Annotated in this window: 21 protein-coding genes; 13 read left to right on the top strand and 8 right to left on the bottom strand. The window is 73.2% G+C overall.

The features are described 5' to 3' along the window. Positions 1 to 896, top strand: an 896-nt coding sequence (locus FHU36_RS42170; protein ID WP_281394639.1) for a macrolide family glycosyltransferase, incomplete at its 5' end; no start/stop codon positions are given. 33 nt (positions 897 to 929) lie between these two features. On the opposite strand, the gene FHU36_RS42175 is transcribed toward FHU36_RS42170, so the two are convergent. Beyond that, positions 930 to 1508 carry a TetR/AcrR family transcriptional regulator gene (locus tag FHU36_RS42175; protein WP_185089774.1) on the bottom strand — a complete coding sequence of 193 codons (579 nt, stop codon included), beginning with the start codon at positions 1506 to 1508 and terminating at the stop codon, positions 930 to 932. Between the two features lie 67 nt (positions 1509 to 1575). Between FHU36_RS42175 and FHU36_RS42180 the strand changes: the two genes are divergently transcribed. The 6 genes from FHU36_RS42180 (at position 1576) to FHU36_RS42205 (ending at position 9982) form a co-directional block, all read left to right on the top strand. Beyond that, complete coding sequence (locus tag FHU36_RS42180; RefSeq protein WP_312892220.1) at positions 1576 to 4692, top strand: bifunctional cytochrome P450/NADPH--P450 reductase; 3117 nt, start codon at positions 1576 to 1578, stop codon at positions 4690 to 4692. Positions 4693 to 4821: 129 nt separating this feature from the next. After that, positions 4822 to 5430 carry an ACT domain-containing protein gene (locus FHU36_RS42185; protein ID WP_185089776.1) on the top strand — a complete coding sequence of 203 codons (609 nt, stop codon included), beginning with the start codon at positions 4822 to 4824 and terminating at the stop codon, positions 5428 to 5430. 185 nt (positions 5431 to 5615) lie between these two features. Beyond that, complete coding sequence (locus FHU36_RS42190) at positions 5616 to 6134, top strand: MaoC family dehydratase (RefSeq protein WP_185089777.1); 519 nt, start codon at positions 5616 to 5618, stop codon at positions 6132 to 6134. Between the two features lie 15 nt (positions 6135 to 6149). Beyond that, positions 6150 to 7313 (top strand): acyl-CoA dehydrogenase family protein, encoded by a 1164-nt coding sequence (locus FHU36_RS42195; RefSeq protein WP_185089778.1) that lies wholly within the window; start codon positions 6150 to 6152, stop codon positions 7311 to 7313. Between the two features lie 75 nt (positions 7314 to 7388). Then, positions 7389 to 8597: an acyltransferase family protein gene (locus FHU36_RS42200; RefSeq protein ID WP_312892222.1), complete on the top strand. Its 1209-nt coding sequence runs from the start codon at positions 7389 to 7391 to the stop codon at positions 8595 to 8597. 167 nt (positions 8598 to 8764) lie between these two features. Further along, positions 8765 to 9982 carry a hypothetical protein gene (locus FHU36_RS42205; protein WP_185089780.1) on the top strand — a complete coding sequence of 406 codons (1218 nt, stop codon included), beginning with the start codon at positions 8765 to 8767 and terminating at the stop codon, positions 9980 to 9982. Between the two features lie 67 nt (positions 9983 to 10049). Here the strand turns inward: FHU36_RS42205 and FHU36_RS42210 are convergent, their stop codons facing one another. From FHU36_RS42210 to FHU36_RS42225, 4 genes are all read right to left on the bottom strand, one after another. Beyond that, positions 10050 to 11468: an MmgE/PrpD family protein gene (locus tag FHU36_RS42210; protein ID WP_312892223.1), complete on the bottom strand. Its 1419-nt coding sequence runs from the start codon at positions 11466 to 11468 to the stop codon at positions 10050 to 10052. Between the two features lie 56 nt (positions 11469 to 11524). Further along, the gene (locus FHU36_RS42215) at positions 11525 to 12319 is read right to left on the bottom strand and encodes a cyclase family protein (protein WP_185089781.1); all 795 of its coding nucleotides are present in this window, start codon (positions 12317 to 12319) and stop codon (positions 11525 to 11527) included. Positions 12320 to 12488: 169 nt separating this feature from the next. Further along, entirely contained in the window at positions 12489 to 13742 is a 1254-nt protein-coding gene (locus tag FHU36_RS42220) for a serine hydrolase domain-containing protein (RefSeq protein WP_185089782.1), read from the bottom strand. A 90-nt stretch (positions 13743 to 13832) separates the two neighbouring features. Next, positions 13833 to 15110 (bottom strand): ABC transporter ATP-binding protein, encoded by a 1278-nt coding sequence (locus tag FHU36_RS42225; RefSeq protein ID WP_185089783.1) that lies wholly within the window; start codon positions 15108 to 15110, stop codon positions 13833 to 13835. 228 nt (positions 15111 to 15338) lie between these two features. Between FHU36_RS42225 and FHU36_RS42230 the strand changes: the two genes are divergently transcribed. From FHU36_RS42230 to FHU36_RS42255, 6 genes are all read left to right on the top strand, one after another. After that, entirely contained in the window at positions 15339 to 16808 is a 1470-nt protein-coding gene (locus FHU36_RS42230; protein ID WP_185089784.1) for a glycoside hydrolase family 13 protein, read from the top strand. After that, a complete protein-coding gene (locus FHU36_RS42235) occupies positions 16805 to 17830 on the top strand; it encodes a LacI family DNA-binding transcriptional regulator (protein ID WP_185089785.1) in 1026 nt (341 codons plus the stop codon). Before FHU36_RS42230 ends, FHU36_RS42235 begins: the two co-directional genes overlap by 4 nt. Then, positions 17827 to 18708, top strand: coding sequence for an adenosine kinase (locus FHU36_RS46125; protein ID WP_185089786.1), 882 nt, complete (start codon positions 17827 to 17829; stop codon positions 18706 to 18708). Before FHU36_RS42235 ends, FHU36_RS46125 begins: the two co-directional genes overlap by 4 nt. A 198-nt stretch (positions 18709 to 18906) precedes the next feature. Next, positions 18907 to 19356: an RlpA-like double-psi beta-barrel domain-containing protein gene (locus tag FHU36_RS42245; protein WP_185089787.1), complete on the top strand. Its 450-nt coding sequence runs from the start codon at positions 18907 to 18909 to the stop codon at positions 19354 to 19356. 9 nt (positions 19357 to 19365) lie between these two features. Then, positions 19366 to 19965, top strand: coding sequence for a cell wall protein (locus FHU36_RS42250; RefSeq protein WP_185089788.1), 600 nt, complete (start codon positions 19366 to 19368; stop codon positions 19963 to 19965). A gap of 9 nt (positions 19966 to 19974) precedes the next feature. Next, the gene (locus tag FHU36_RS42255; RefSeq protein ID WP_185089789.1) at positions 19975 to 20778 is read left to right on the top strand and encodes a MauE/DoxX family redox-associated membrane protein; all 804 of its coding nucleotides are present in this window, start codon (positions 19975 to 19977) and stop codon (positions 20776 to 20778) included. 91 nt (positions 20779 to 20869) lie between these two features. Here FHU36_RS42255 and FHU36_RS42260 read toward each other — a convergent pair whose 3' ends face one another. Genes FHU36_RS42260 through FHU36_RS42270 form a run of 3 tightly spaced genes read right to left on the bottom strand, consistent with a single transcriptional unit; the run spans position 20870 to position 22465 of the window. Further along, the gene (locus FHU36_RS42260; protein ID WP_185089790.1) at positions 20870 to 21136 is read right to left on the bottom strand and encodes a DUF6510 family protein; all 267 of its coding nucleotides are present in this window, start codon (positions 21134 to 21136) and stop codon (positions 20870 to 20872) included. Position 21137: 1 nt separating this feature from the next. Next, positions 21138 to 21866: a ferredoxin reductase gene (locus FHU36_RS42265; protein ID WP_221497441.1), complete on the bottom strand. Its 729-nt coding sequence runs from the start codon at positions 21864 to 21866 to the stop codon at positions 21138 to 21140. Further along, positions 21866 to 22465, bottom strand: a complete 600-nt coding sequence (locus FHU36_RS42270; protein WP_185089792.1) for a sulfite oxidase-like oxidoreductase — start codon at positions 22463 to 22465, stop codon at positions 21866 to 21868. Before FHU36_RS42270 ends, FHU36_RS42265 begins: the two co-directional genes overlap by 1 nt. Between the last annotated feature and the right edge of the window lie 58 nt (positions 22466 to 22523).

The raw sequence follows: 22523 nt of genomic DNA on the forward strand, positions 1-22523 counted from the left end.
TCTACGACGACGACCCGGCCGACCTCTACCTGTACGACATCGGCGCCTACGCCGCGCGGGCGCTCGCCGAGGCGCAGGGGCGGCCGATGGTGCAACTGTCACCCACGTACGTGGCGTGGAAGGGGTACGAGGAGGAGGTGGCCGCGCACCTGTGGGCGCTGCCGGGGGCCGACGAGTTCCGGGCGGTGTTCGCCGAGTGGCTGGCCGGCTCCGGGGCGGTCACCACCGACGTCGACGCCTTCCCCGGCCGGCCGGGGAAGGCCGTGGCGGTCGTGCCGAAGGCCATGCAGCCGAACGCCGACCGGGTCGACACCGAGACGGTGACGTTCGTCGGGCCGTGTCTCGGCAGCCGGCTCGACCAGGGCGGCTGGACCCGCCCGGCCGGGGCGGACAAGGTGCTGCTGATCTCGCTCGGGTCCGCCTACACCCGGCAGCCGGAGTTCTACCGCCGCTGCCTGGCGGCCTTCGGCGACCTGCCGGGATGGCACGTGGTGCTGCAGATCGGCCGCCACACCGACCCGGCGGTGCTGGGTCCCGTCCCGGCGAACGTCGAGGTGCACACCTGGGTGCCGCAGCTCGCCATCCTGTTGCAGGCCGACGCCTTCGTCACGCACGCGGGCATGGGCGGCAGCAGCGAGGGCCTGTACGCGGGCGTCCCGATGATCGCGGTCCCGCAGGGCGTCGACCAGTTCGCCAACGCGGACCGGCTGGTCGAGCTGGGCGTCGCCCGGCGTCTCGACACGGCCGACGCCACGGCTGAGGCGCTGCGCGGGGCGCTGCTCGACCTCACGGGCGACGCCGAGGTGGCCCGCCGGTCGGCGACGCTGAGCGCGGAGGTACGGGCGGAGGGTGGATCGGCGCGGGCGGCCGACCTGATCGAGGACCTGCTGGCCTGACGGCCGGCGTGTCCGCCGCTTCTCCCCGGCGCCTCAGCCGGCGGGGGAGAAGCGGGCGGACACGCCGGCGACGATCAGGTCGATGGCCGCCTCGAACATCAGGTCCATCGCCTCCGGCGACCGGTCGCCGCCCACGTGACCGTTCTGCTGGTTGATGATCAGGCCCGTCACGAACCCGTGCAGCACGTCGGCCGTCCGCAGCAGCTCCTCCTCGGGCACCCCGGCCGCCCGCAGGATCGGCAGGAACACGTCCCACAGCCCGCCCTCCCGTGCGGCGACCAGCTCGGGATGGGTGTGCACGTACCGCCACAGTGACGGGTAGGTCGTGGCGAGCCGCCGGTAGGCGTGGCCGAGGGCGCGCAGCCGCTCCGGCCAGGGGGCGCCGTCCATGACGGGGATCTCCAGCCGCTCGCCCATGGTCAGGCATATCTGGTCGATCAGCGCCGTCTTGTTCGCCACGTGGTGGTAGAGGGACATCGGGTTCACGTCGAGGGCCGCGGCGAGCTTGCGCATGGACAGCGCCTCGACGCCGCCCTCGTTCGCCAGTCGTAGCGCTGTGGCGTAGATCTCTTCGAGGGTGAGGGGGGAACCCCTGCGCGCACCGGCAGCCATACGCCGTATGGTATCGGTAGCCATACACCGTATGGCTGCCGATGCCCGCTGACACCACGGAGTGCTCGTGAAGGAGATCCCCGCCCCGCAGGGCCTGCCCCTCCTCGGCAACACGCTGCAGATCCCCGCCCACTCGCCCGCGGCCCATTTCACCGAGCTCGCCGACCGCTACGAGGAGGGCCTGTTCCGGCTGGACATCGTTGGCCGGAAGGTGACGTTCGTCTACGACCCGGACATGGTCGCGGAGGCGTGCGACGAGACGCGGTTCAAGAAGCGGATCCAGCCGCCGCTGACGATCGTGCGCGACTTCGCCGGGGACGGGCTGTTCACCGCCGACATCGACACCCCTGTGTGGGGGCACGCGCACCGCATCCTCATGCCGGCGTTCAGCCAGCGGTCGATGAGGGCGTACTACCCGCAGATGCTGGAGGTGGCCGAGCAACTCGTCGCCTCCTGGGCCGCCCGGCAGGGGCAGGACCTCCCCGTGTCCGACGACATGACGCGGCTGACGCTCGACACGATCTCCCTCACCGGGTTCGGCTACCGGTTCGAGTCCTTCGACAAGCCCGAGCTGCACCCCTTCCTGCAGGCCATGGGCGGTGCGCTCACCGAGGCGATGCTGCGCAACCAGCGGCTCCCCGTGGTCACCAGACTCCGGCGCAGGCAGGAGGAGATCTACCGGCGCGACATCGCCACCATGCGCGAGCTGGTCGACGACGTGATCCGGCGCCGCCGGGCCGAAGGCGGCGGCGCCGGCGACCTGCTCGGCCTGATGCTGGAGGCGTCCGACCCGCTGAGCGGTGAGCGGCTGTCCGACGAGAACATCCGCGACCAGGTGCTCACCTTCCTCATCGCCGGGCACGAGACCACCAGCGGCCTGCTCTCCTTCGCCCTGTACAACCTGCTGCGCAACCCCCACACCCTCGCCCGCGCCTATGACGAGGTGGACCGGATGCTGCCGGGCGACGAGCCGCCCACCTACGAGACGATCATGAAGCTGGACGTGATCGCGCGCGTCCTGGAGGAGACGCTCCGGATCTGGTCGCCCATCCCCGCGTTCGCCGTGACCGCCGAGTCCGACACCACGATCGGCGGCGGCTACCCGCTGCGCGCGGGCGAGCCGCTGGTCGTGCTGCTGCCGTCGCTGCACCGCCACCCCAAGGCGTGGGACCGGCCCGACGAGTTCGACATCGACCGCTGGCTGCCCGAGCGCCGGGCGGACCACCACCCGGCCGCCTACAAGCCCTTCGGCAACGGCGAACGGGCCTGCATCGGCCGCCAGTTCGCGCTCACCGAGGCCCGGCTGGCGCTGGCGATGGTCCTGCGGCGCTTCGCCCTGTCGGACCCCGCGGCGTACCGGATGAAGATCAAGCAGACGCTCACGCTCAAGCCCGAGGGCTTCACGCTGCGGGTACGCGAGCGTGTCCCGCACGAGCGGTTCGCCCCGGCGGCGCAGGCCGAGACGGTGACGCCGGAGCAGGAGCAGGACATCGCCGTGACCGGGGTGGCGCTCACCGTCGCCTACGGTTCCAACCTGGGCACCTGCTCCGACATCGCCGAACGGCTGGCCGAGCGCGCCGGTCGGGCCGGGTTCGCCGCGACGTTGACCACCCTGGACGAGCTCGACCCGCCCCGCGAGGGGGTGCTGGTCGTGATCGCCTCCTCCTACAACGGCAAGGCGCCCGACAACGCCCAGCGCTTCGACGCGCTGGAGAGCCTGCCCGACCTGTCGGGGGTGCGGCTGGCCGTGCTGGGCTGTGGCAACACCCAGTGGCCCACCTACCAGGCGTTCCCGCGCCGCGCCGGTGACAAGCTCGTCGCCGCCGGGGCCGTGCCGCTGGTGGAGCGGGGCGAGGCCGACGCGGACGGCGACTTCGACGGTGACGTCTCCGCCTGGACGGCCGGGCTGTGGGCGGCGCTCGCCGCCGAGTACAGCGCCTCCGCCGAGGACGCCGGGCCCCGCTACGAGCTGGAGGTGCTCACCGAGGCCGAGGTGCGGCCCGCGGTGGTGTCCACGCGGGCGTTCCCGCTGACCGTCGTCGCCAACGAGGAGCTCACCCGTGACCCCACCGGGCTGTGGGACTTCTCGGTGGAGGCGCCGCGGCCCGGCGTCCGCTCGATCGTCGCCGAGCTGCCCGAGGGCGTCACCTACCACGCCGGCGACCACCTGGCCGTCTTCGCCAAGAACGACCCCGAGCTGGTGGAGTGGGCGCTGCGCTGCCTGCGCGTCCCGAGGGAGCAGGTGGTGCGGCTGCGCTCCCGCTCGGCCACGCACCTGCCCGTGGACCGGCCGGTCACCGCCGGACTGCTGCTCACCGAGTTCGCCGAGCTGCAGGAGGTGGCCACCCGATCCGACCTGGAGACGCTGGCCGCCCACACGTCCTGCCCGTGGACGGGCGGCCAGCTCGCGGAGCTGGCCGCCGGCTACGCCGACGAGATCCTCGCCAAGCGGGTCTCGCCTCTGGCGCTGCTCGACCGGTTCCCGGCGATCGAGCTGCCGCTGGCCGCCTTCCTGGAGATGGCCGGGCCGATCAGGCCGCGCTACTACTCGGTGTCGTCTTCGCCGCTGGCCGACCCGCGCCGGGTGCGGATCACCGTCGGCCTGGTCGAGGGACCCGCCTGGTCGGGCAGCGGCGAATATCACGGCATGTGCTCGGCCTACCTGGCCGGGCTGGCCGAGGGCGAGACGTTCTACGGCTACGTCCGCGAGCCCGCGCCGCCGTTCCGGCTGCCGGACGACCCCGCCACGCCGGTCATCCTCGTCGGGCCGGGCACCGGGTTCGCGCCGCTGCGCGGGTTCCTGGAGGAGCGGGCGCTGACCGGCGCCACCGGGCGGGCCGAGGTGTTCGCCGGATGCCGCCATCCCGAACACGACCTGCTCTACCGCGAGGAGTTGGAGGCGTGGGGCGACGCCCCCGGGGTGAGCGTGCACACCGCGTTCTCCGCCGTGCCCGGCCACCCGCACCGCTTCGTGCAGGACGCCGTCACCGCCGCCGGGGACACGGTGTGGGAGCTGCTGGAGCAGGGGGCGCACGTGTACGTGTGCGGCGACGGGCTGCGCATGGCGCCCGCCGTGCGCAAGGCGCTGCTCGCCCTGCACCGGCGGCGTACCGGCCGCGACGGGGACGCCTGGCTGGCCGAGCTGGAGGAGAGCGGCCGCTACCAGCAGGACGTGTTCGCCTGACGGTTCACTCGTGACAATCCCGGCGGATCGCTGCATGCTTGGACATATCTGCAGCATGTGTGACATGTGTATGGAACGTGCCCGAAACCTTGGAGCGGCACTGTGAGAGCCTCTGGAAGGGGGTCGGCAATGCTGCTGCGACTGAGGGTGTCGCTACCGGACCGGCCGGGCTGCCTCGGGCAGGTCGCGAGGGCGCTCGGCGCGCTGGGCGCCGACATCCTGCAGGTCACCGTGCTCGAGCGTGAAGCCGGGCGGGCCGTGGACGACTTCATCGTGTCCTGGCCCGGCGCGGTCACGACGGACGAGGTGCGGGACCGGCTCTCCGCCATGCCCGGGGTGCGGGTGGAGGGGGTCTGGCCGACCCGGGACGTGCCCGGATCGGCGCCGGACTACGACCTGCTCATGCACGTCGCGGCGGAGCCGTCGCGCGGCATCGCGACGCTGGTGGACGCCCTGCCGGGGCTGTGCGGGGCCGAGTGGTCGCTGGCGCTGGCGGAGGGCGTGGTCCGGCACGCCAGCCTGGCCGCGCCGCCGTCGTTCGACCTGCCCGAGCCGCCGTTGCGCGCGGCCACCCTGGTGACGGAGAAGCTGCGGTTGATGCTGCTGCCGGTGACGACGCACGGGCTGCACGTGGTGGTGGCCCGCGCCGACGGGCCTGTCTTCCACCGCGCGGAGCTGGACCGCGCCGCCCGCATCGTCGCCGTCGTCTCCGCGCTGCTGCCCACGTCCTCCCGGTAGCGGACGTTCGGGGCGACACACCGGCCGGGGCGGCGGCGGAAGCCTGGCCCGCGCGTCCGCGGTCAGGGCGTTGACCCGTGCGGGCGCGCCTCCTAGCGTGATCACCAGTGTGATCGGCAGAGCGTGACCGGCAGGGCGGCGCCGGACGGCGTGATCGCCAGGCCGTCGTGAGGAGGGGGTCGCCCGTGACCGTCCACGAACCCGGCATCGGCCGCTACTACGAGGACTTCGTGGTCGGCGACGTCTACCAGCACCCGCTCGGCCGCACGATCAGCGAGGCCGACAACACCTGGTTCACGTTGCTCACCATGAACACCAACCAGAACCACTTCAACGCCCACTTCGCCGCCGCCTCCCCGACCGGCAGGATCATCGTGAATTCGGGCCTGACCGTCGCCGTCGTCCTCGGCCTGTCGGTGATCGACATGAGCCAGACCGCCCTCATGAACCTCGGCTGGGAGGACATCAGGCTCACCCACCCGGTCTTCGTGGGCGACACGCTCTACGCAGAGTCCGTCGTCACGGCCATGCGCGAGTCGGCGTCGCGCCCGTACGCGGGCATCGTCACCTGCCGCACCCGCGGGCTCAACCAGGACGGCGACGAGATCATGTCGTGGCGGCGCACCGTCATGGTCTACAAACGCGACGCCCCGCACGACAAGCACCACTTCCCGCAGGCCAAGTCGGGCCCTCTCTCCCCCTGAGCGAACGGAGACCGCATGGACTTCGAGCTGACCGACGAGCAGCGGGCCTTCCGCGAGACGCTGCGCGCGTTCGTGGACAAGGAGATCGTTCCCGTCGCCACCGAGTGGGAGCACTCCGGCCGCCATCCCACCGAGATCGTCGAGAAGATGAAGCGGATGGGGCTGTTCGGCCTGTCCGTGCCCGAGGAGTACGGCGGGCTGGCGGCCGACATGGTGTCGTTCGCGCTGGTCTTCGAGGAGATCGCGCGCGGCTGGATGGGCGTGGCGGGCACGATCGGCTCCCATTCCATCGCCTGCTCCATGATCACCCGCCACGGCACCGACGAGCAGAAGCGGCTGCACCTGCCCGACCTGGCCACGGGCGCCCGCCGTACCGGGATCGCGCTCACCGAGCCCGGCGCCGGCACCGACCTGCAGGGCATCGCCACCCGCGCGGTCCGCGACGGCGACCACTACGTCGTCACCGGCACCAAGACGTGGATCACCAACGCCCGCCACGCCGACCCGCTCCCCGTCCTGGTCAAGACCTCCATCACCGAACCCGCCCACAAGGGCATGTCGGTGCTGCTCGTCGACCCCTCGTCGGCGGGCTTCGCCGTCAGCCGCGACCTGCCCAAGCTCGGCTACAAGGGCACCGAGACGTGCGAGGTCGTGCTGGACGAGGTGCGGGTCCCGGTCGCGGCGCTGCTCGGCGGGGTCGAAGGACGCGGCATGCAGCAGGTGCTCGGCGGGCTGGAGCTGGGCCGCATCAACATCGCCGCCCGTGCCGTCGGCGTCGCCCAGGCCGCCTACGACGCCGCGCTCGGCTACGCGCGCGAGCGCACCGCCTTCGGGCAGCCCATCGCCGACTTCCAGGCCGTCCAGCTCAAGCTCGCCGACCTGGCCACCGAGATCCAGGCGGCGCGGCTGCTCACCTACTGGGCCGCCTCCCGCGCCGACGGCGGCGCCCGGGTGGACATGGAGGCGGGCATGGCCAAGTACTTCGCCTCGGAGGTGGCGCTGAAGGCGTCGCTGGAGTCGATGCGGATCCACGGCGGTTACGGGTACTCGCAGGAGTACGTGGTCGAGCGGCTCTACCGGGACGCGCCGCTGATGGCGATCGGCGAGGGCACCAACGACGTGCAGCGCCTGGTCATCGCCCGCGCGCTCGTCTCCGGCAAGGGCCGCGTCGGCTGGTGACCGCGGCAGGGCGGCCACCACGCGCCTCTGCGTAGCCGTCGCATCACTTGAGTGGATATGGGTAGGTTGGGGCGGGTGTCACCAGCCGCCGCCGCCCAGCCGCCGCCGAAGCCCACACCCCCCGGCCACCCCACCCTCCCACCCACGGCCGCCGCCGAGAGGCTGGCGTGGCTGGACGCGTTGCGGGGGATCGGGGCCATGGCGGTGGTGGCCGAGCATCTGCTGCCGTGGTTCCTGCCGTCGCTGCGGCCGTTCTGGTTCAGCCTCGGTGTCTACGGGATCATGGTGTTCTTCCTGGTCAGCGGCTACATCATCCCGGCGTCGCTGGAACGGCACGGGGACGTGCGCAGGTTCTGGATCGGCCGGGCCTTCCGGCTCTACCCGCTCTACCTGGGGGTCACCGCCCTGGTGGTGGGGCTGGCGTGGTGGGTCCCGGTGCGGGGCGAGGTGCCGCGCGACGGGTCGGCGGTGGCGGCCCACGCGACGATGCTGCTCGACGTGGTGAGCGTGGGGGGCGTCGCCGACACCATGTGGACGCTGTCGTACGAGATGGTCTTCTACCTCCTGGTGACCGCGTTGTTCGTCGCCGGGGTGCACCGGCGCAGCGGGCTGCTGGCCGTGCTGTTCGCCGCCGGCTCGGTCGTCGTCGGGGTGGCCGTGGCCGGGGCCGTCGTCTCGGGCGGCTGGGTGGCGTACGCCTCGGCCGCGGTGTTCGCCGCCGGGCTGGCCTGCGTCGTCTCGGGCAGGTTCCGGGCGGCCGGGGCGTGCGCGCTGGGCCTGATGGGCGTGACGCTGCTGGTGCTGGGCAGCCGGGTGCCGTGGATGGGCGTCACCGTGCTGGGCGTGATGTTCGCGGGCACCGCCGTCCACCGCTGGGAACGCGGCCGCGGCACGCTCTGGCCGGTGGCCGCCGCCGCCGCGCTGGTCGCCGTCGCGCCCGTCCGGGCGGTCATGTCGGGCTGGTGGTGGGCCGAGCCGGACGTGTGGATCACCACGCTCGTGCTGGCGGCGGTCACCTTCGCCGGCGCCATGGCGCTGCGCGGGCGGCGCCTGCCGCGGCTGCTGACCTGGCTCGGACTGATCAGCTACTCGCTCTACCTGGTGCACCATCCGCTGCTGAAGTACTTCTACGAGGTCACCGGGGACCTGCGCCGCTCACCGCTGCCGCTGCAGCTCGCCATGTCGGTCGCGGCCCTGGCCGTGGTGCTGGGGGTGAGCGCGCTGGCGTACCGGTTCGTCGAACGTCCCATGCAGGCGCTCGGCCGCCGCCTCGCCCGCGCCTGAGCCACCCGGAGACCCGCCCGACAAGCCCGTAGCAGGATCGTCTCGACCGCGACCAGGTGTCTTCCCGTCACCGCCGTCAACTTACTGCCAGCCATATGCAACAACATCTGCAGCGCATATGGCCAGAGGTCTTGAAGACGGGGTCGGGCATGGCTGTAGTCGAGGGCGTGCGAGAGAGAGGCGGACAGGCCGTGCCCGGGATGCTGGTGCTGATCGGGTCGGGCGAGACCAGCCCGACCATGGTGGAGGTCCACCGCGCGGTGGCCGGGCGGCTGCGGCCGGGGGCGCGCGCGGTGCTGCTCGACACCCCGTACGCCTTCCAGGAGAACGCCGCCGACATCTCCGCCCGCGCCCGTCGCTACTTCGAGCGCAGCGTGGGACTGCGGGTCGAGGTGTCCGGCGACGTGGCCGGGGCCGGCTGGGTGTTCGCGGGGCCGGGCAGCCCCACGTACGCGCTTGACCGGTGGGCCGGCGGGCCGGTGGGCCGCGACCTGCGGGCCCGCGTCCGCGGCCGGCAGGGCGTGACCGTGCTGGCCTCGGCGGCGGCGTGCACGGCCGGCCTGGCCACGGTGCCCGTGTACGAGATCTACAAGGTGGGCGCCGAGCCGCACTGGCGCCCCGGGCTCGGCCTGCTGGAGCCGCTCGGCCTGCGCGCCGTCGTCATCCCGCACTTCGACAACGCCGAGGGCGGCACCCACGACACCCGCTTCTGCTACCTGGGGGAGCGGCGGCTGGCCCGCATGGAACGCGACCTGCCGCCGGGTGCCGCCGTCCTCGGCATCGACGAGCACACCGCCGTGCTCGTCGACCTGGACGCCGAGACCGTGGAGGTGGCGGGCCGCGGCGGGCTGACCGTGCGGCTGCCCGGCTCGGCGGCCGTCCTGCCGGCGGGCACCCGCACCGGCCTGGCCGACCTGCGCCGCCTCGCCGAAGGGACCGGCGGCGCCGTCCGCCCGGCCGCCGCGCCGCCCCCTGCCCTGCCCTCTGCCCTGCCTGCCCGGGCCACGCTGGAGGAGACGGTCCGCTCGTGCGAACGCCGCTTCTCGACGGCTCTGGCCGGCCCGGAGCCCGACCCGGCCGCCGCCGCCCGCGCCGTGCTCGACCTCGAAGCCGAGCTCGTCCACTGGGCCGCCGACACCGAGGAGGACACCGGCGGCGTGGACGAGGCCCGCGACCTGATGCGGCTGCTGGTCGCCCGCCTGGGCGAGGTGGCGCCCGCCGCCGGCCTGCGCCGCCTCGTGGTCCCCCTGCTGGCGCTGCGCGAGGATGTGCGCGGCAAGGGAGGCTACGAGACGGCGGACGCGCTCAGGCAGGCCATGGCCGAGGGCGGCGTGCTCGTCGAGGACACCCCCGACGGCCCTCGCTGGAGCATCCCGCCACGCTGAGGCGGCCCCGGCAGGCGTATGCGGTCACGCCGTCCCCGCGCGACCTCGGCGCGACCTCGGCGCGACCTCAACGCGGCCGGGCGACCGTCAGGCGGAGCAGCGCCGCCGGAGAAGGCGACACCGGCAGCTCGCGGGCCGCCGCCAGTAGCGCCTCGACCTGGTCCGCCGGCAGCGCCCGGCCCGCGTTCGCGCGGAACTTGACCGCCAGCTCCTCCCGTGTCAGCGGCCGTTCCGGGCCGCCCCGGGAGGAGTCCACCCGGTGCTCCAGCAGGGCGCCGCCGCGCAGCCGTACCCGCAGCACGGCGGCGAACGCGCGCGGGAAGATCTCCGACGCCCGCTCGTCCGCCACGCACCGCACCCGCGCCGCCAGCGCCAGCCGGTCGGGCGTCAGGGCGGCGAAGTCGTCCGCCGCGAGGCCGAGCCCCCCGCCGCCGAGCAGCGCCGCCGCCACGGTGTAGGGGCCGGAGAACTTCGCGTGGTACGGCGTGCGCGGCCGTACCTTCTCCTCCCGGGGCTCGGCGATCGTGCGCAGCACCGGAGCGGCCACGCCCAGCTCCACCTCCTCCACCTCGTCCACCTCGGCGGGCCGCAGCCCGTCCGCGCGCAGGGCCAGGGCGCAGTCGATGCCGGGGTGGGTGAAGTGGTTCGTCGGGTACGGCTTGTAGACGGTGCGCAGCAGCTCCCACCTGCGGCCCAGCGCGAACAGCATCGCCGACTCGTCGTAGCGGCCGTCCAGCCAGGCCCCGAAGAAGCCGAACCTGCCCTCCAGCACCGTCGGCGGCCCCGTCACCCCCTCCAGCGCCAGCACGGCCGCCGACACCCCGCAGTGGGCGGCCCAGCCGCAGTGCGCCCGTTTGATCGTCCCGCCCGTGCGGTTGGCCTCCAGCAGCCCCGCCCCCATGCTGGCCGCCACCCCGGTGGCGTGCGCGATGCCGTCCTCCGCCAGCCCGAACAGCAGCCCGGCCGCGACGGCCGCGCCCAGCGTGCCGCAGATGGAGGTGGCGTGCTGGCCCCGCTCGAAGAACAGCGAGTTGCGCGCCTCGGGCAGGTAGGAGGCCATGCCCAGCCGGTTGCACACCTCGATGCCCGCCGCGACCGCCGCCACCAGCGCGGCGCCGTCCGCGCCCGTGGCCTCGGCGGCGGCCAGCGCGGCCGGCACCACGGGGGCGCTCGGGTGCAGCACGGACGGCAGGTGGGTGTCGTCGTAGTCGAGGGCGTGCGCCAGCGTGCCGTTGACCAGCGCGGCGGACGGCGCCGGCAGCCGGTCGCCGCTGCCCACGGCGGTGGCCTCCCCGGTGCCGCCCCAGCGGCGCACGGCCCGCAGCACGGCGGGCGCGGCGTCGCCGTCCGGGTCGGCGTGGGCGGCCAGGCAGTTGCCCAGCACGTCCGTCACCCGCCCGGCCACGTCCGCGCGCACCCGCTCGGGAACGCCCTGGTCGCGGCAGCGGACGGCGAACTCGGCGAGCCGCTGCACGTGCGTGGTCACGGTGCCTCCTGGGTGCTGCTGGGGGGTTGGATCACGGAGGGACGAGGGGACGGGGGTCAGGCGAGCAGGGCGAGCGGCCGGACGGGGGCGCCGGTGGCGCCGGCGATCGGCAACGGGTTCAGCACGAGCGCGAACTCCCGCACCCCCGTGTCCAGCAGGTCAGCCAGCCGCATGGTCTCCACGATGTTGATCCCCGCCTCCACCAGCATGATGCGGTGCACCGGCAGCGTGGCGTGTCCCCGGCCGGGGCGGACGTGCTCGAAGGCGACGGTCTCGCCGCCCACCACGCGCGGCCGCCGCTCGGCCAGCCACCGGGCCGCGCCGATGCCCGGCCCCGGAGCGCCGCCGCGCAGGCCGGTGAAGTCCTCCGCCGACTGCCACAGCCGCGACCAGCCGGTGCCCACCAGCACGGCGTCGCCCTCGCGGATCTCCACGTCCCGGGCGGCCCTGGCCAGGTCGCCGGCGGTCACCTCGTAGCCCGGCGGCAACGTGTCCACGCCGTGCGCCGATGCCACGTCGAGCAGCACGCAACGGCCGACGTACGGCTCGAAGGCGTCGATGCCGAGCGCGCTGAACCCCTCGTGCGACATCACCTCGGCGGCGGGCCGGCCGCCGTGCAGCAGGCCGTCCTGCGACACGTGCGCGAGCGCGTCCACGTGCGTGCCCACGTGGCCGCCGGTGACGATGACCTCGTTGGCGGCCGAGCCGCCGTCGGGCCTGACGAGGTCACCGTGCCGGCGTTCGAGCGTCATCCGGAACGGCGGGTGGTTGGGGGACTGCGGCATGCCCCTGCGCATCGGCTGCGCGAGATCGAGCACCCGCGCGCCTTCCAGCGCCTTCCACAGCGACATCTCGAACGGCTCCAGACGGTCGGGGAAGAATCTTGCTCCCGACAGTACACATCCGTCCCCAGAACGCCATGAGTCCGGATTTTTCCGGCGGAACGGGAGCCGGATCGCCCCGCATCGCCGGGCCGCCCAGGCGGCCCGGCGATTCCCGTCGTCCGGGTGCGCGGGGTGCTCAGAAGTAGCGGGAGCTGAGGTCGGTGGTGGGCCAGGTGGTCACCTTGCCGATCTCGTCGTTGATCCGCGGGCTCAGCACGTCGAAGTCCAGGCTGCCGCCCTCCTCGCGGCGGTTGAACAGCGCGGCGTAGGTGAAGCCGTTCTGCAGCCGGGCGAGGTAGGTGTACGTCCCGGGCAGCGACCCGGCGTGCCAGGTGTTCAGGTGTCCCGGCACCTGGCGCACGTACCAGCCGGCTCCGTACCACGAGCCGTCGGCGTTCGTCCCGATCTCGGGCTTGGCGAACATCCGGCCGATCGAGGTGGCGTTCAGCACCGGGCCCGGGGCGTCGAAGACCTTCGCGAACCTGACCAGGTCGACCGCCGAGGCGAGCCAGCCGCCGCCGGGGCCGCGGTTCTCCATGCTGAAGCCGCCGTAGGGCGTGGGCACCACGGTGCCGGACGCGTCGGTGACGGTCTTGGCGGTGTACGCCGAATCGTAGATCACCTCACCGGCCGCCGCCTGGGAACGCGGCGTGCGGCCCAGCCGCATCCTGGTGATGCCCACGGGGGCCAGCAGCTTCTGCTTGACGTACGACTCGTAGCTCATCCCCGACACCTTCTCGACGATCCGGCCGAGCAGCAGGTAGCCGTAGTTGCTGTAGGCGAAGCGGGAGCCGGGGTCGAAGTCGAGCGGGCGGTTGCCCGCGTACCTGATGATGTCGTCCTGGTCGATCGGCAGGGGGACGTCCAGCGCGGCGGCGATCGTGTGGTCCAGGTACAGGTAGTCCTTGGAGATGTCCCGGTCCCAGCCGCCGGTGTGCTGCAGCAGCCGCCACACCGTCACCTTGGCCAGCCGGGGGTCGGTCGCGGTCGACAGGCCGAGGAGCGGGGCGACCGGTGCCGACAGGCTGAGCCTGCCGTCCTGGGCCAGGCGGATGACGGCCGCCGCGGTGATGTGCTTGCTCAGGCTGGCCAGGCGGAACAGCGACGTGGGGGACACCGCGGGGACGGCCCGCGCGTCGGTGGCGTAACGGTAGCCGCGGGCCAGCACGAGCCGGCCGTTCTTCGAGATGGCGAGCTGCGCGCAGGAGATGCCGCGCTCGGCCACGTAGGTCTTCATGACCCGGTCGAACCCGGCGAGGGCGGCGGGGGCCACTCCCGAGGTCTCCACCGTCGCGGCGGAGCTCGCCCGCGCGAACGCGGTGTCCAACGCGACGGCCGGCACGATCGCCGCGCCCGCCTGGAACAGCCTTCGCCTGCTGAGCATCGTCATGGGGGATCCTTGTCGTTCACTGGGGACAGCTTCTTCACGCGTGCCCTTTGTAAAGGATCAAGGCGTATTCCGCACCCTGACGCAGAGTGATCAGCGGCGTGGGGTGTCGATGCGGGAGCCGTCCGGCCGGAAGAGCATCAGGCGGGACACGTCCACCCCCACCTTGGCGGCGTCGTTGGCCCGCCACACCGGCCGGCCGCCCAGACGGACGATCAGGTCGGCGCGGCGGTGGGTCCCGCTGCCGGGATGCTGGCCCACCTGCTCCTGCTCCTCCCGCTCCTCGCGGTTGCCGAACAGGCGGCGCACCATGCCGCCGAGCCGGCCCGGCCCCTCGGGGCCGTGGGCGGCCACGCGCCGGTCCGGGGGCTCGGGCACGGGCACGGCGGGCACGCCGCACTCGATGTAGGCGAGCCACTCGTGCCCGTGGTACTCCAGCGCCCGCACCCGCCCGAAGAACGCCGGCCCGTCGTACGACTCGGGCACCGGAGCCAGCCCGTCGGGTCGCACGCCGACCAGCACCTGGCCGCCGACGTACTGGGAGATCGCGTACGCCCTGGGATCGCTCCACGGGATGATCAGCCGGTGCGGCCCGAAGTCGAGCAGCACGTACTGGTTCTGCGGCGTGTGCACCGTGGCGGCCAGCAGGTTGAGCTGCTGGGAGTTGAGGAACGCGGCCACGAACGCCGTCGCCGGGTCGTTGTAGATCTGGGCCGGGGTGCCGACGTCCTGCAGCACCCCGCGGTTGAGTATGGCGATGCGGTCGGCCAGCGTGAGCGCCTCGACCTGGTCGTGCGTGACGTAGATCGTGGTGACGCCGAGCGACCTGACCAGGGCGGAGATCTCCATGCGCAGCTCGGTCCGCATGCCCGCGTCGAGGTTGGACAGCGGCTCGTCCATGAGGAACAGCTTGGGCTGGCGGACGATCGCCCGGCCCATCGCGACCCGCTGCCGCTGGCCGCCGGACAGGGTGCCGGGGCGGCGTTCGAGCGTCTCCTCGATGTGCAGGACCTTGGACAGTTCGGTGACCCGCTCGCGCATCTTCGTCGGGTCGGCCTTGGCGATCTCCAGGGGGAATGCCATGTTGCCGCGGACCGTGCGGTGCGGGTAGAGAGCGCCGTTCTGGAACACCATGGCCACGTCGCGGTCGCGCGGCGCCAGGTGGTTGGCCAGCTCGCCGTCCAGCCACAGGTCGCCCCGGGTGATCTCCTCCAGGCCGGCGATCATGCGCAACAGCGTCGACTTGCCACAACCGGAGGGGCCCAGCAGCACCAGGAACTCGCCGTTTTCGGCCTTCAGGCTCATCCGGTCCACCGCCAGGTGGCCGCCTGGGTAAACCTTGGTCACTTTGTCGAGAACGACGGAGCTCATGGGCTCACACCTTGCGCGCGTGTCACCTGTGACGGGGCTGATTGGAGAGGTAGTACATCGCGCTTTAACAGTTGATGTCCACCCTTGACATGAAAGATCTAATTCGGTCGTGTTTTCGGCCCACATTTGGGACGGCAGAGGTCGAAGCATGACAAAACGAGACCTGGAAGGACTTGCGTAAAGTTGCGGTAATCGCTTTCATGGTGACGACTTCTTGGGGGTGCCCTGATGACCGCATGGTGGCGCGATGCCGTGATCTACCAGGTGTACGTGCGCAGCTTCGCCGACGGTGACGCCGACGGCGTCGGCGACCTGATCGGCGTGCGCGACCGCCTGCCGTACCTGGCCGGCCTGGGTGTGGACGCCATCTGGCTGACGCCGTTCTACCCGTCGCCGATGAAGGACTTCGGCTACGACGTGGCCGACTACCGCGACGTGGACCCCCTGTTCGGCACCCTCGCCGACGCCAAGGCGCTGATCGACGAGGCGCACGGCCACGGCCTGCGGGTGATCGTGGACGTCGTGCCCAACCACACCTCCTCGGAGCACCCGTGGTTCCAGGAGGCGCTGCGCGGCGAGCACCGCGACCGCTACATCTTCCGCGACGAGCCGAACGACTGGGAGTCGATCTTCGGCGGCCCGGCCTGGACACAGGTCGAGGACGGGCAGTGGTACCTGCACCTGTTCGACCCCTCCCAGCCCGACCTCAACTGGGACAACCCCGAGGTGCGCGCGGAGTTCGAGTCGGTCCTGCGCTTCTGGCTCGACCTCGGCGTCGACGGCTTCCGGGTGGACGTGGCGCACGGCATGGTCAAGCCGGCCGGCCTGCCCGACGTCGGCCGCCCCGGCCACTCCCGGCTGATCGGCGCCGAGCCCGTGCCGTTCTTCGACAACGACGGCGTGCACGAGATCCACCGCGCCTGGCGCCGCGTCCTCGACTCCTACCCCGGCGACCGCATCGGCGTGGCCGAGGCGTGGGCGCCCACCTCCGAGCGGCTGGCCCGCTACGTCCGGCCGGACGAGCTGCACCAGGCGTTCAACTTCCACTTCCTCTTCGCGCCCTGGGACGCCGCCGCGCTGCGCCGGGTGATCGACGAGTCGCTGGCCACCGCCGGCTCCGTCGGCGCGCCGAGCACCTGGGTGCTGTCGAACCACGACGTCAAGCGGCACGTCACCCGCTACGGCAGCCTGGCCAGGGGACGCGCCGCCGCGCTGCTCACGCTGGCCCTGCCCGGCTCCGCCTACGTCTACCAGGGCGAGGAACTGGGCCTGCCCGAGGTGCTGGACCTGCCCGACCACGTGCTGTGCGACCCGCAGCGGCTGCGCGACCCCGACAGCGGGCGCGACGGCTGCCGGGTGCCCATCCCGTGGACGCGCGAGTCCGGCTGGAGCGACCCGTGGCTGCCGATCCCCGACGACTGGGCCGAGCTCAGCGTGGCGGCCCAGCAGGAGGACCCCGGCTCGACGCTGGAGCTGTACCGGCGGGCGCTGCGGCTGCGGCCCGCGCTGCGGGGCGACCTCGTCTGGCACGACTCGCCCGAGGGCACGCTGGTCTTCTCCCGCGGCGACGTCGTGTGCGCGGTCAACCTCACCGGGGAGCCCGCCGACCTCCGGGTGGACGGCGAGCTGCTGATCGCCTCCGACGAGCCCGGAGCGCCCGATTCGGCCGCCTGGTGGAAAGTAAAGTGGCTGCCATGAACGGTCACGCGCGGCTTTCCGACATCGCCTCCCAGGCAGGCGTGAGCGAGGCGACGGTCAGCCGGGTGCTCAACGGCAAGCCGGGCGTCTCGGCCGCGACCCGGCAGGCCGTGATGGCCGCGCTCGACCTCATGGGCTACGAACGTCCGCCGCGCCTGCGCCAGCGCAGCAACGGGCTGGTCGGTCTGGTCACGCCCGAGCTCGACAACCCCATCTTCCCCGCGTTCGCGCAGGCCATCGAGAAGGCGCTCACCCAGCACGGCTTCACGCCGGTGCTGTGCACCCAGCTGCCCGGCGGCGCGCCCGAGGACGAGTTCACCGAGCTGCTCGTGGACCGCGGGGTGAGCGGCATCGTGTTCGTGTCCGGCCTGCACGCCGACACCACCGCCCGGATGGACCGCTACACCCGCCTCACCGACCGGGGACTGCCGATCGTCCTGGTCGACGGCTACAACCAGCACATCGAGGCGCCGTTCATCTCCGTCGACGACCGGCTCGCCGCCCGGCTGGCCGTGCAGCACCTCGTCGACCTCGGGCACGAACGGATCGGGCTGGCCCTCGGGCCGCGCAGGTTCGTCCCGGTGATCCGCAAGATCGAAGGGTACAGGCAGGCCATGGCCCAGCTCCTCGGCGCGACCGACGTGGACGACCTCATCGCCAGCTCGCTGTTCTCCGTGGAGGGCGGGCAGGCCGCCGCCGCGCAGCTCCTGGCGCGCGGCTGCACCGGGCTGGTGTGCGCCAGCGACCTGATGGCGCTGGGCGCCATCCGGGCCTGCCGTGACCGGGGCCTGTCGGTTCCGGGGGAGGTGTCGGTGGTCGGGTTCGACGACTCGCCGCTGATCGCGTTCACCGACCCGCCGCTGACGACCGTGCGCAAGCCGATCGGCGCGATGGCGTCGGCGGCCGTGCAGACGCTGCTCGAAGAGGTCAACGGCGCGCCCGCCAAGCACGTCGAGCTGGTCTTCCAGCCGGAGCTCGTGGTGCGCGGCTCGACCGGCTCCGGCCCCCTGGTCAACCGGTGAACCCCGAGCCCGGCGTCACGCACGACGTGCTCGTCCTCGGCGGGGCCGGGGTCGACACGACCGTCTACGTGCCCGAGCTGCCGCTGCCGTACGCCGACACCTACGCCGTGCCGCCCGTCATCGACCGCATCGGCAACACCGGCGCCGGCGTGGCGCTCGGCTGTGCCGCGCTCGGCCTGTCCGTCGCGTTCGCCGACCTCATCGGCGACGACCCGCAGGGCGCGCTGATCCGGCAGGCGATGCGCGGCGTCGACTGCGCGTGGGGGCGCGCCGAAGCGGGCACCCGGCGCAGCGTCCTGCTCGTCGGCCCCGACGGCCGGCGCACGTCGCTGTTCGACCCCAAGGTCACGCCGGGGGAGCGGCTGGCGCCCGAGCTCTACACGGGCGTGCGGGCGCGCCACGCGCACGTCTCGATCACCGACTTCGGCCGCCACACCTACGACGACCTCGCCGGTGTGCCCGTCTCCACCGACCTGCACGACTGGAACGGCCGCGACGACTACCACAAGGACTTCGCCTACCGGTCCGACCTCGTCTTCCTGTCCGCCGCCGCCCTCGCGGAGCCCGAGGCGACGATGCGCGACATCGTGGAGCGCGGGCGCGCCGAGACGGTGGTCTGCACGCGCGGCGCCGACGGCTGCCTCGTCCTGACCCGGGGCGGGACCGCGCGCGCCTTCCCCGCCGCGCCGCTGCCCGGCCCGGTGGCCGACAGCAACGGCGCCGGCGACGCGTTCGTCTCCGGCTTCCTGTACGGCAGGCTGCGCGGCCTGCCGCCGGAGCAGTGCGTACGGCTCGGCGCCAGGGCCGGAGCCCACGCCTGCACGGTGCCCGGCACCCACGAGTCGCCGATCACCGCATCCGCCCTCCTGGCCCCCTGACCGCGCGGGCCGCCCGCACCCGGCGGCGGCCCGCCCGGGACGCGCCTCGCCCCGCCTCTCCCACGACCCCGCCACACTCGGCGACGGCAGGGCATTGACGAAAAATTCTTACATGTTATCAATGGATCAGTCGGAAACCTTCAGCGGCGCCGCACCATCCATCGGGGGATCAGCCAGAGCCCACCAAGGAGGACGCGCATGGCCCGTACCCCGTCCACCGACCCGCCCGTCGATCTCTTAGCCCCCGTCCGGGGAGAAGTCTCCTGGTTCTGCTGCGGCACCGCCTGGGGCCCGTGCAGCAGCACCGGCAAGGGCGCCTGCGGCACCTGCAACTCCGGGAGCCTGCAGCACGCCTGGCCCAACACCTCCGACGCCTGCTGGGCCATCACCCGGCCCGACGCCTGCGGCGTTTCGCTGTCCCGCCGGACCTGTGGCTACCAGCACCGCACCACATCGCTGTGCGGCGGGGGCGCCGTCGTCACCGCCATCGCCGACTGCGGCCCGCAGACGGACCTGTTCTGCGGCGAGCGCAGCTGCTGCGGCTCCACCTGCGCGAGCAACCGGCTCATCGACCTCACCCCGGCCGCCTACAGCCGGATCGCGAGTCTGTCCACCGGCCTGCGGCCGTGCGAGATCTCGACCGTCTAGGAGCAGCCGATGACCAGCAGGAGAGACCTGCTCAAGTCCGCCCTGCTCGGGACCGGCGCCGGCGTCGTCGCCGCGACCGCGCTGGGCTCGCTGGGCCCCGAGGCCGCCTTCGCCGCCGGACCCGCGCCGGGCGTCGAGCCCGGCACCCCCGACCCCGACTTCGCCGAGGGCCGCATCCGGTCCGTCAAGGACGACACGCTGCTCGTCCTCGGCTCGAACATGGTCTTCCACACCATCCGCGTCGTGGGCGGCACGAGCCTGTGGAAGCTCGGCCCGGTCGGCTTCGACCAGGCCAAACCCGGTGACGGCCTGTACGCCAGGGGCGTCCGGATGCCCGACGGGATGCTCGCCGCCGAGTCCGTCTGGCTCAACATCGTCAACATCAAGGGCCACGTCAAGAACATCACCCGCGAGAAGGTCCACCTCGACCACAAGGGTCAGGACATCCTCTGCCACGTCGTGGCCGGCACGTCGGTGGCGATCCACGCGGGCGGCCCGTCCTCCGGCGACCTGTCCGTGCTGCGCGTCGGCCAGCACGTGCAGGTCCTCGGCGCCTGGCGGCCGGACACCAACGAGGTCGACATCGCCACCGTCTTCTCCCCCCACTAGGAGCGCCGCATGCACGGGATCGCCGCGCCGCAGCCGTACGTGATCGCCCTCTTCCTCGTCTGGGCCGCGCTGGCGAAACTGCTCAGCCGGCGGGCGCGCGAGCGGGCCGGGCAGACCGCCCTCGCCCGGCTCACCGGCCCGGCGCGTGCGGTCCCCGCGCTCATGCTCGTCGGGGCTGCGGAGCTCGCCGTGGCGGCGGCGCTGCTGCTGCAGCCCACCCGGCCCGTGGCGGGGGCGGCGGCGGCCGTCGCGCTGTCCACGGGGTTCCTGGCCTACCTCGGCTACGCGCACCGGGTGGCTCCCACCTCGTCGTGCGGGTGCCTCGGCGGCCACGGTCGCCCGGTGGACCGCCGCGCCTTCGCCCGCGCGGGCCTGCTGCTCGCCGCCTCCGTCGCGGCGCTGTGGGCGGGGCCCCACCCGCTGACGCCGCCGCTCGCCGCCCTGGGCGCGGCGGAGGTCGTGGCACTGCTCGCCCTGTCGGCCGAGCTGGACCGCCACTGGCTGACGCCGCTGCGCCGCCTGCTCGTCCGGCTGCGCCGGCCGCTCGCCGCGCCGCCGCCGCGCGACGTCCCGCTGGAGGTGTCGCTGCGCCTGCTGTACCGCAGCCCCGCGTACTGCTCGGCCGCCGCGCACCTCACCTCCGACGTGCGGGAGGTGTGGGACGACGACGGCGTCAGGTTCGTCGTGTACGCGGCCCGGGACCGCACGGCCGTCTTCGGCGTCCCCCTCGCGGGCACGGACCCGTCGGCCGTCCGCGTGGCGCTGGTCGACCAGGCGGGGGATGCGGCATCGCCCGCTGTGCCGCACCGGTGAGAAGGTCTCGACCGACGTGACGCACGCGGAGCCGGTCAGTCGGGCAGGGACACGCGGAGCTGGTCAGTCGGGCAGGGACACGCGGAGCTGGTCAGTCGGGCAGGGACACGCGCAGCGAGACGGTGCCGCGCAGGTCCAGCCAGGCCGTGCCGGGTCCCCGCACCAGGCGCAGGACGACCTCGTCGCAGCCGGGGCAGCGGGCCACCAGCCCGGGCTCGGGGCCGTACACGTGCAGCCCGGCGATCGGCCCGGCCAGGCCGCAGTTCGCGCACCGGCCGGTGGCGGCGGTGACGTCCGTGGCGAAGATCTCGGACAGCGGGCCGGCCAGCGCGTTGCCGTCGAGGTGGTCAGCGGTCATGTCAGCCTCCGGTCGGGCCGAAGCGTTCGGTCCTGATGCGTTGGGGAGCGTGCCCGAGTGCGAGGAGCAGGTCGGCGGCGGCCTCGACGAACCCCGTCGGCCCGCACACGTAACACTCGGGCTCGAAGCCGGCGGGCCAGCCGCCCTCGGCCAGGTCGTCCAGCATGATCCGGGCGGCCGGGCGGCGCCAGCCCTCGGGCGGGGTGCGCGTGTAGACGTAGGTGACGTCCAGCCCGGGGTCCGGGCGGCGCAGCTCCTCGGCGTAGTAGCGGCCGCCGAAGTCGCGCAGCGAGTAGATCAGGCGGAACGGCACGCGGCTGGCCGCCCGCCGCCGGGCCCGGATCATGGACATCAGCGGCACGATGCCCGACCCGCCCGCCACGAGCAGCACCGGCGCGGTGCCCTCCGCCCGCCAGACGAACCAGCCGCCCACCGGCCCGCGGACCTCCACCTCGTCCCCGACCTCCATGACCTCGGTCAGGTACGGCGAGACCTCCCCGTCGGGCACCTGCTCCACGGTCAGCTCGACCGAGTCGCCGTCGGCGGGAGCGGCCAGGGAGTAGCTGCGCTGGGCGGTGTAGCCGTCCTCGGCCGTGACCCGGAGGTCCAGGTGCTGGCCCGCCACGTGGCCGGGCCAGCCGGGCACCTCCAGGCGCAGCGTGCGGGCGGTGCCGGTCTCCCGGCGGACCTCGGCCAGCCGGGCGGGCCGCCAGGTCGGGCGACGCGCCATCAGTCGTCCTCGTAGCGCTGCTCGCGCCACGGGTCGCCGTAGTTGTGGTAGCCGGCGGTCTCCCAGAAGCCCGGCCAGTCGTCGTCCAGCAGCCGGATGCCGCGCACCCACTTGGCCGACTTCCAGAAGTACAGGTGGGGCACCAGCAGCCTGGCCGGGCCGCCGTGCACCGGGGCCAGCTCCTCGCCGTCGAAGCGGTAGGCGATCCACGCCTTGCCGTCGAGCAGGTCGTCGAGCGGCATGTTGGTGGTGTAGCCGCCGTAGGAGTGGACGAGCGCGTAGTCGGCGGTCGTCTCCACGTCCTCGAACAGGACGTCGAGCGAGACGCCCTCCCACGTGGTGTCGAGCTTGGTCCACCGGGTGACGCAGTGGATGTCGACCGTCTGCCTCTGCCGCGGCAGCGCCATCAGCTCCCGCCAGGACCAGCGGTGCGTCTGCCCGGACTCGGTGTCGATGGCGAACTCCCACCGGTCCGGCGGGACCACCGGCGTCGGCCCGGCCGACAGCACGGGGAAGTCCTCGACCAGATACTGTCCGGGCGGGAGCCGCTCACCGCCCTCCCTGCGGCGGCCGCTGAAGCCGCGAGAGACGATGGCCATGATGCCTCCTGAGTGCGCGGATCTGGCCATTCCATCACGCCCCGCTCCGACGACCCAC

This window comes from Nonomuraea muscovyensis (assembly GCF_014207745.1).
Lineage (GTDB): Bacteria > Actinomycetota > Actinomycetes > Streptosporangiales > Streptosporangiaceae > Nonomuraea > Nonomuraea muscovyensis.

Bases quoted from the DNA above. Each gene is read 5' to 3' on its own strand.
- FHU36_RS42220 (WP_185089782.1), bottom strand. From the start codon at position 13,742: ATGACGATGCTCAGCAGGCGAAGGCTGTTCCAGGCGGGCGCGGCGATC.
- FHU36_RS42260 (WP_185089790.1), bottom strand. From the start codon at position 21,136: ATGACCGCTGACCACCTCGACGGCAACGCGCTGGCCGGCCCGCTGTCC.
- FHU36_RS42245 (WP_185089787.1), top strand. From the start codon at position 18,907: ATGGCCCGTACCCCGTCCACCGACCCGCCCGTCGATCTCTTAGCCCCC.
- FHU36_RS42230 (WP_185089784.1), top strand. From the start codon at position 15,339: ATGACCGCATGGTGGCGCGATGCCGTGATCTACCAGGTGTACGTGCGC.
- FHU36_RS42255 (WP_185089789.1), top strand. From the start codon at position 19,975: ATGCACGGGATCGCCGCGCCGCAGCCGTACGTGATCGCCCTCTTCCTC.
- FHU36_RS42235 (WP_185089785.1), top strand. From the start codon at position 16,805: ATGAACGGTCACGCGCGGCTTTCCGACATCGCCTCCCAGGCAGGCGTG.
- FHU36_RS42225 (WP_185089783.1), bottom strand. From the start codon at position 15,110: ATGAGCTCCGTCGTTCTCGACAAAGTGACCAAGGTTTACCCAGGCGGC.
- FHU36_RS42250 (WP_185089788.1), top strand. From the start codon at position 19,366: ATGACCAGCAGGAGAGACCTGCTCAAGTCCGCCCTGCTCGGGACCGGC.
- FHU36_RS42270 (WP_185089792.1), bottom strand. From the start codon at position 22,465: ATGGCCATCGTCTCTCGCGGCTTCAGCGGCCGCCGCAGGGAGGGCGGT.
- FHU36_RS42175 (WP_185089774.1), bottom strand. From the start codon at position 1,508: ATGGCTGCCGGTGCGCGCAGGGGTTCCCCCCTCACCCTCGAAGAGATC.
- FHU36_RS42195 (WP_185089778.1), top strand. From the start codon at position 6,150: ATGGACTTCGAGCTGACCGACGAGCAGCGGGCCTTCCGCGAGACGCTG.
- FHU36_RS42185 (WP_185089776.1), top strand. From the start codon at position 4,822: ATGCTGCTGCGACTGAGGGTGTCGCTACCGGACCGGCCGGGCTGCCTC.
- FHU36_RS42215 (WP_185089781.1), bottom strand. From the start codon at position 12,319: ATGTCGCTGTGGAAGGCGCTGGAAGGCGCGCGGGTGCTCGATCTCGCG.
- FHU36_RS42265 (WP_221497441.1), bottom strand. From the start codon at position 21,866: ATGGCGCGTCGCCCGACCTGGCGGCCCGCCCGGCTGGCCGAGGTCCGC.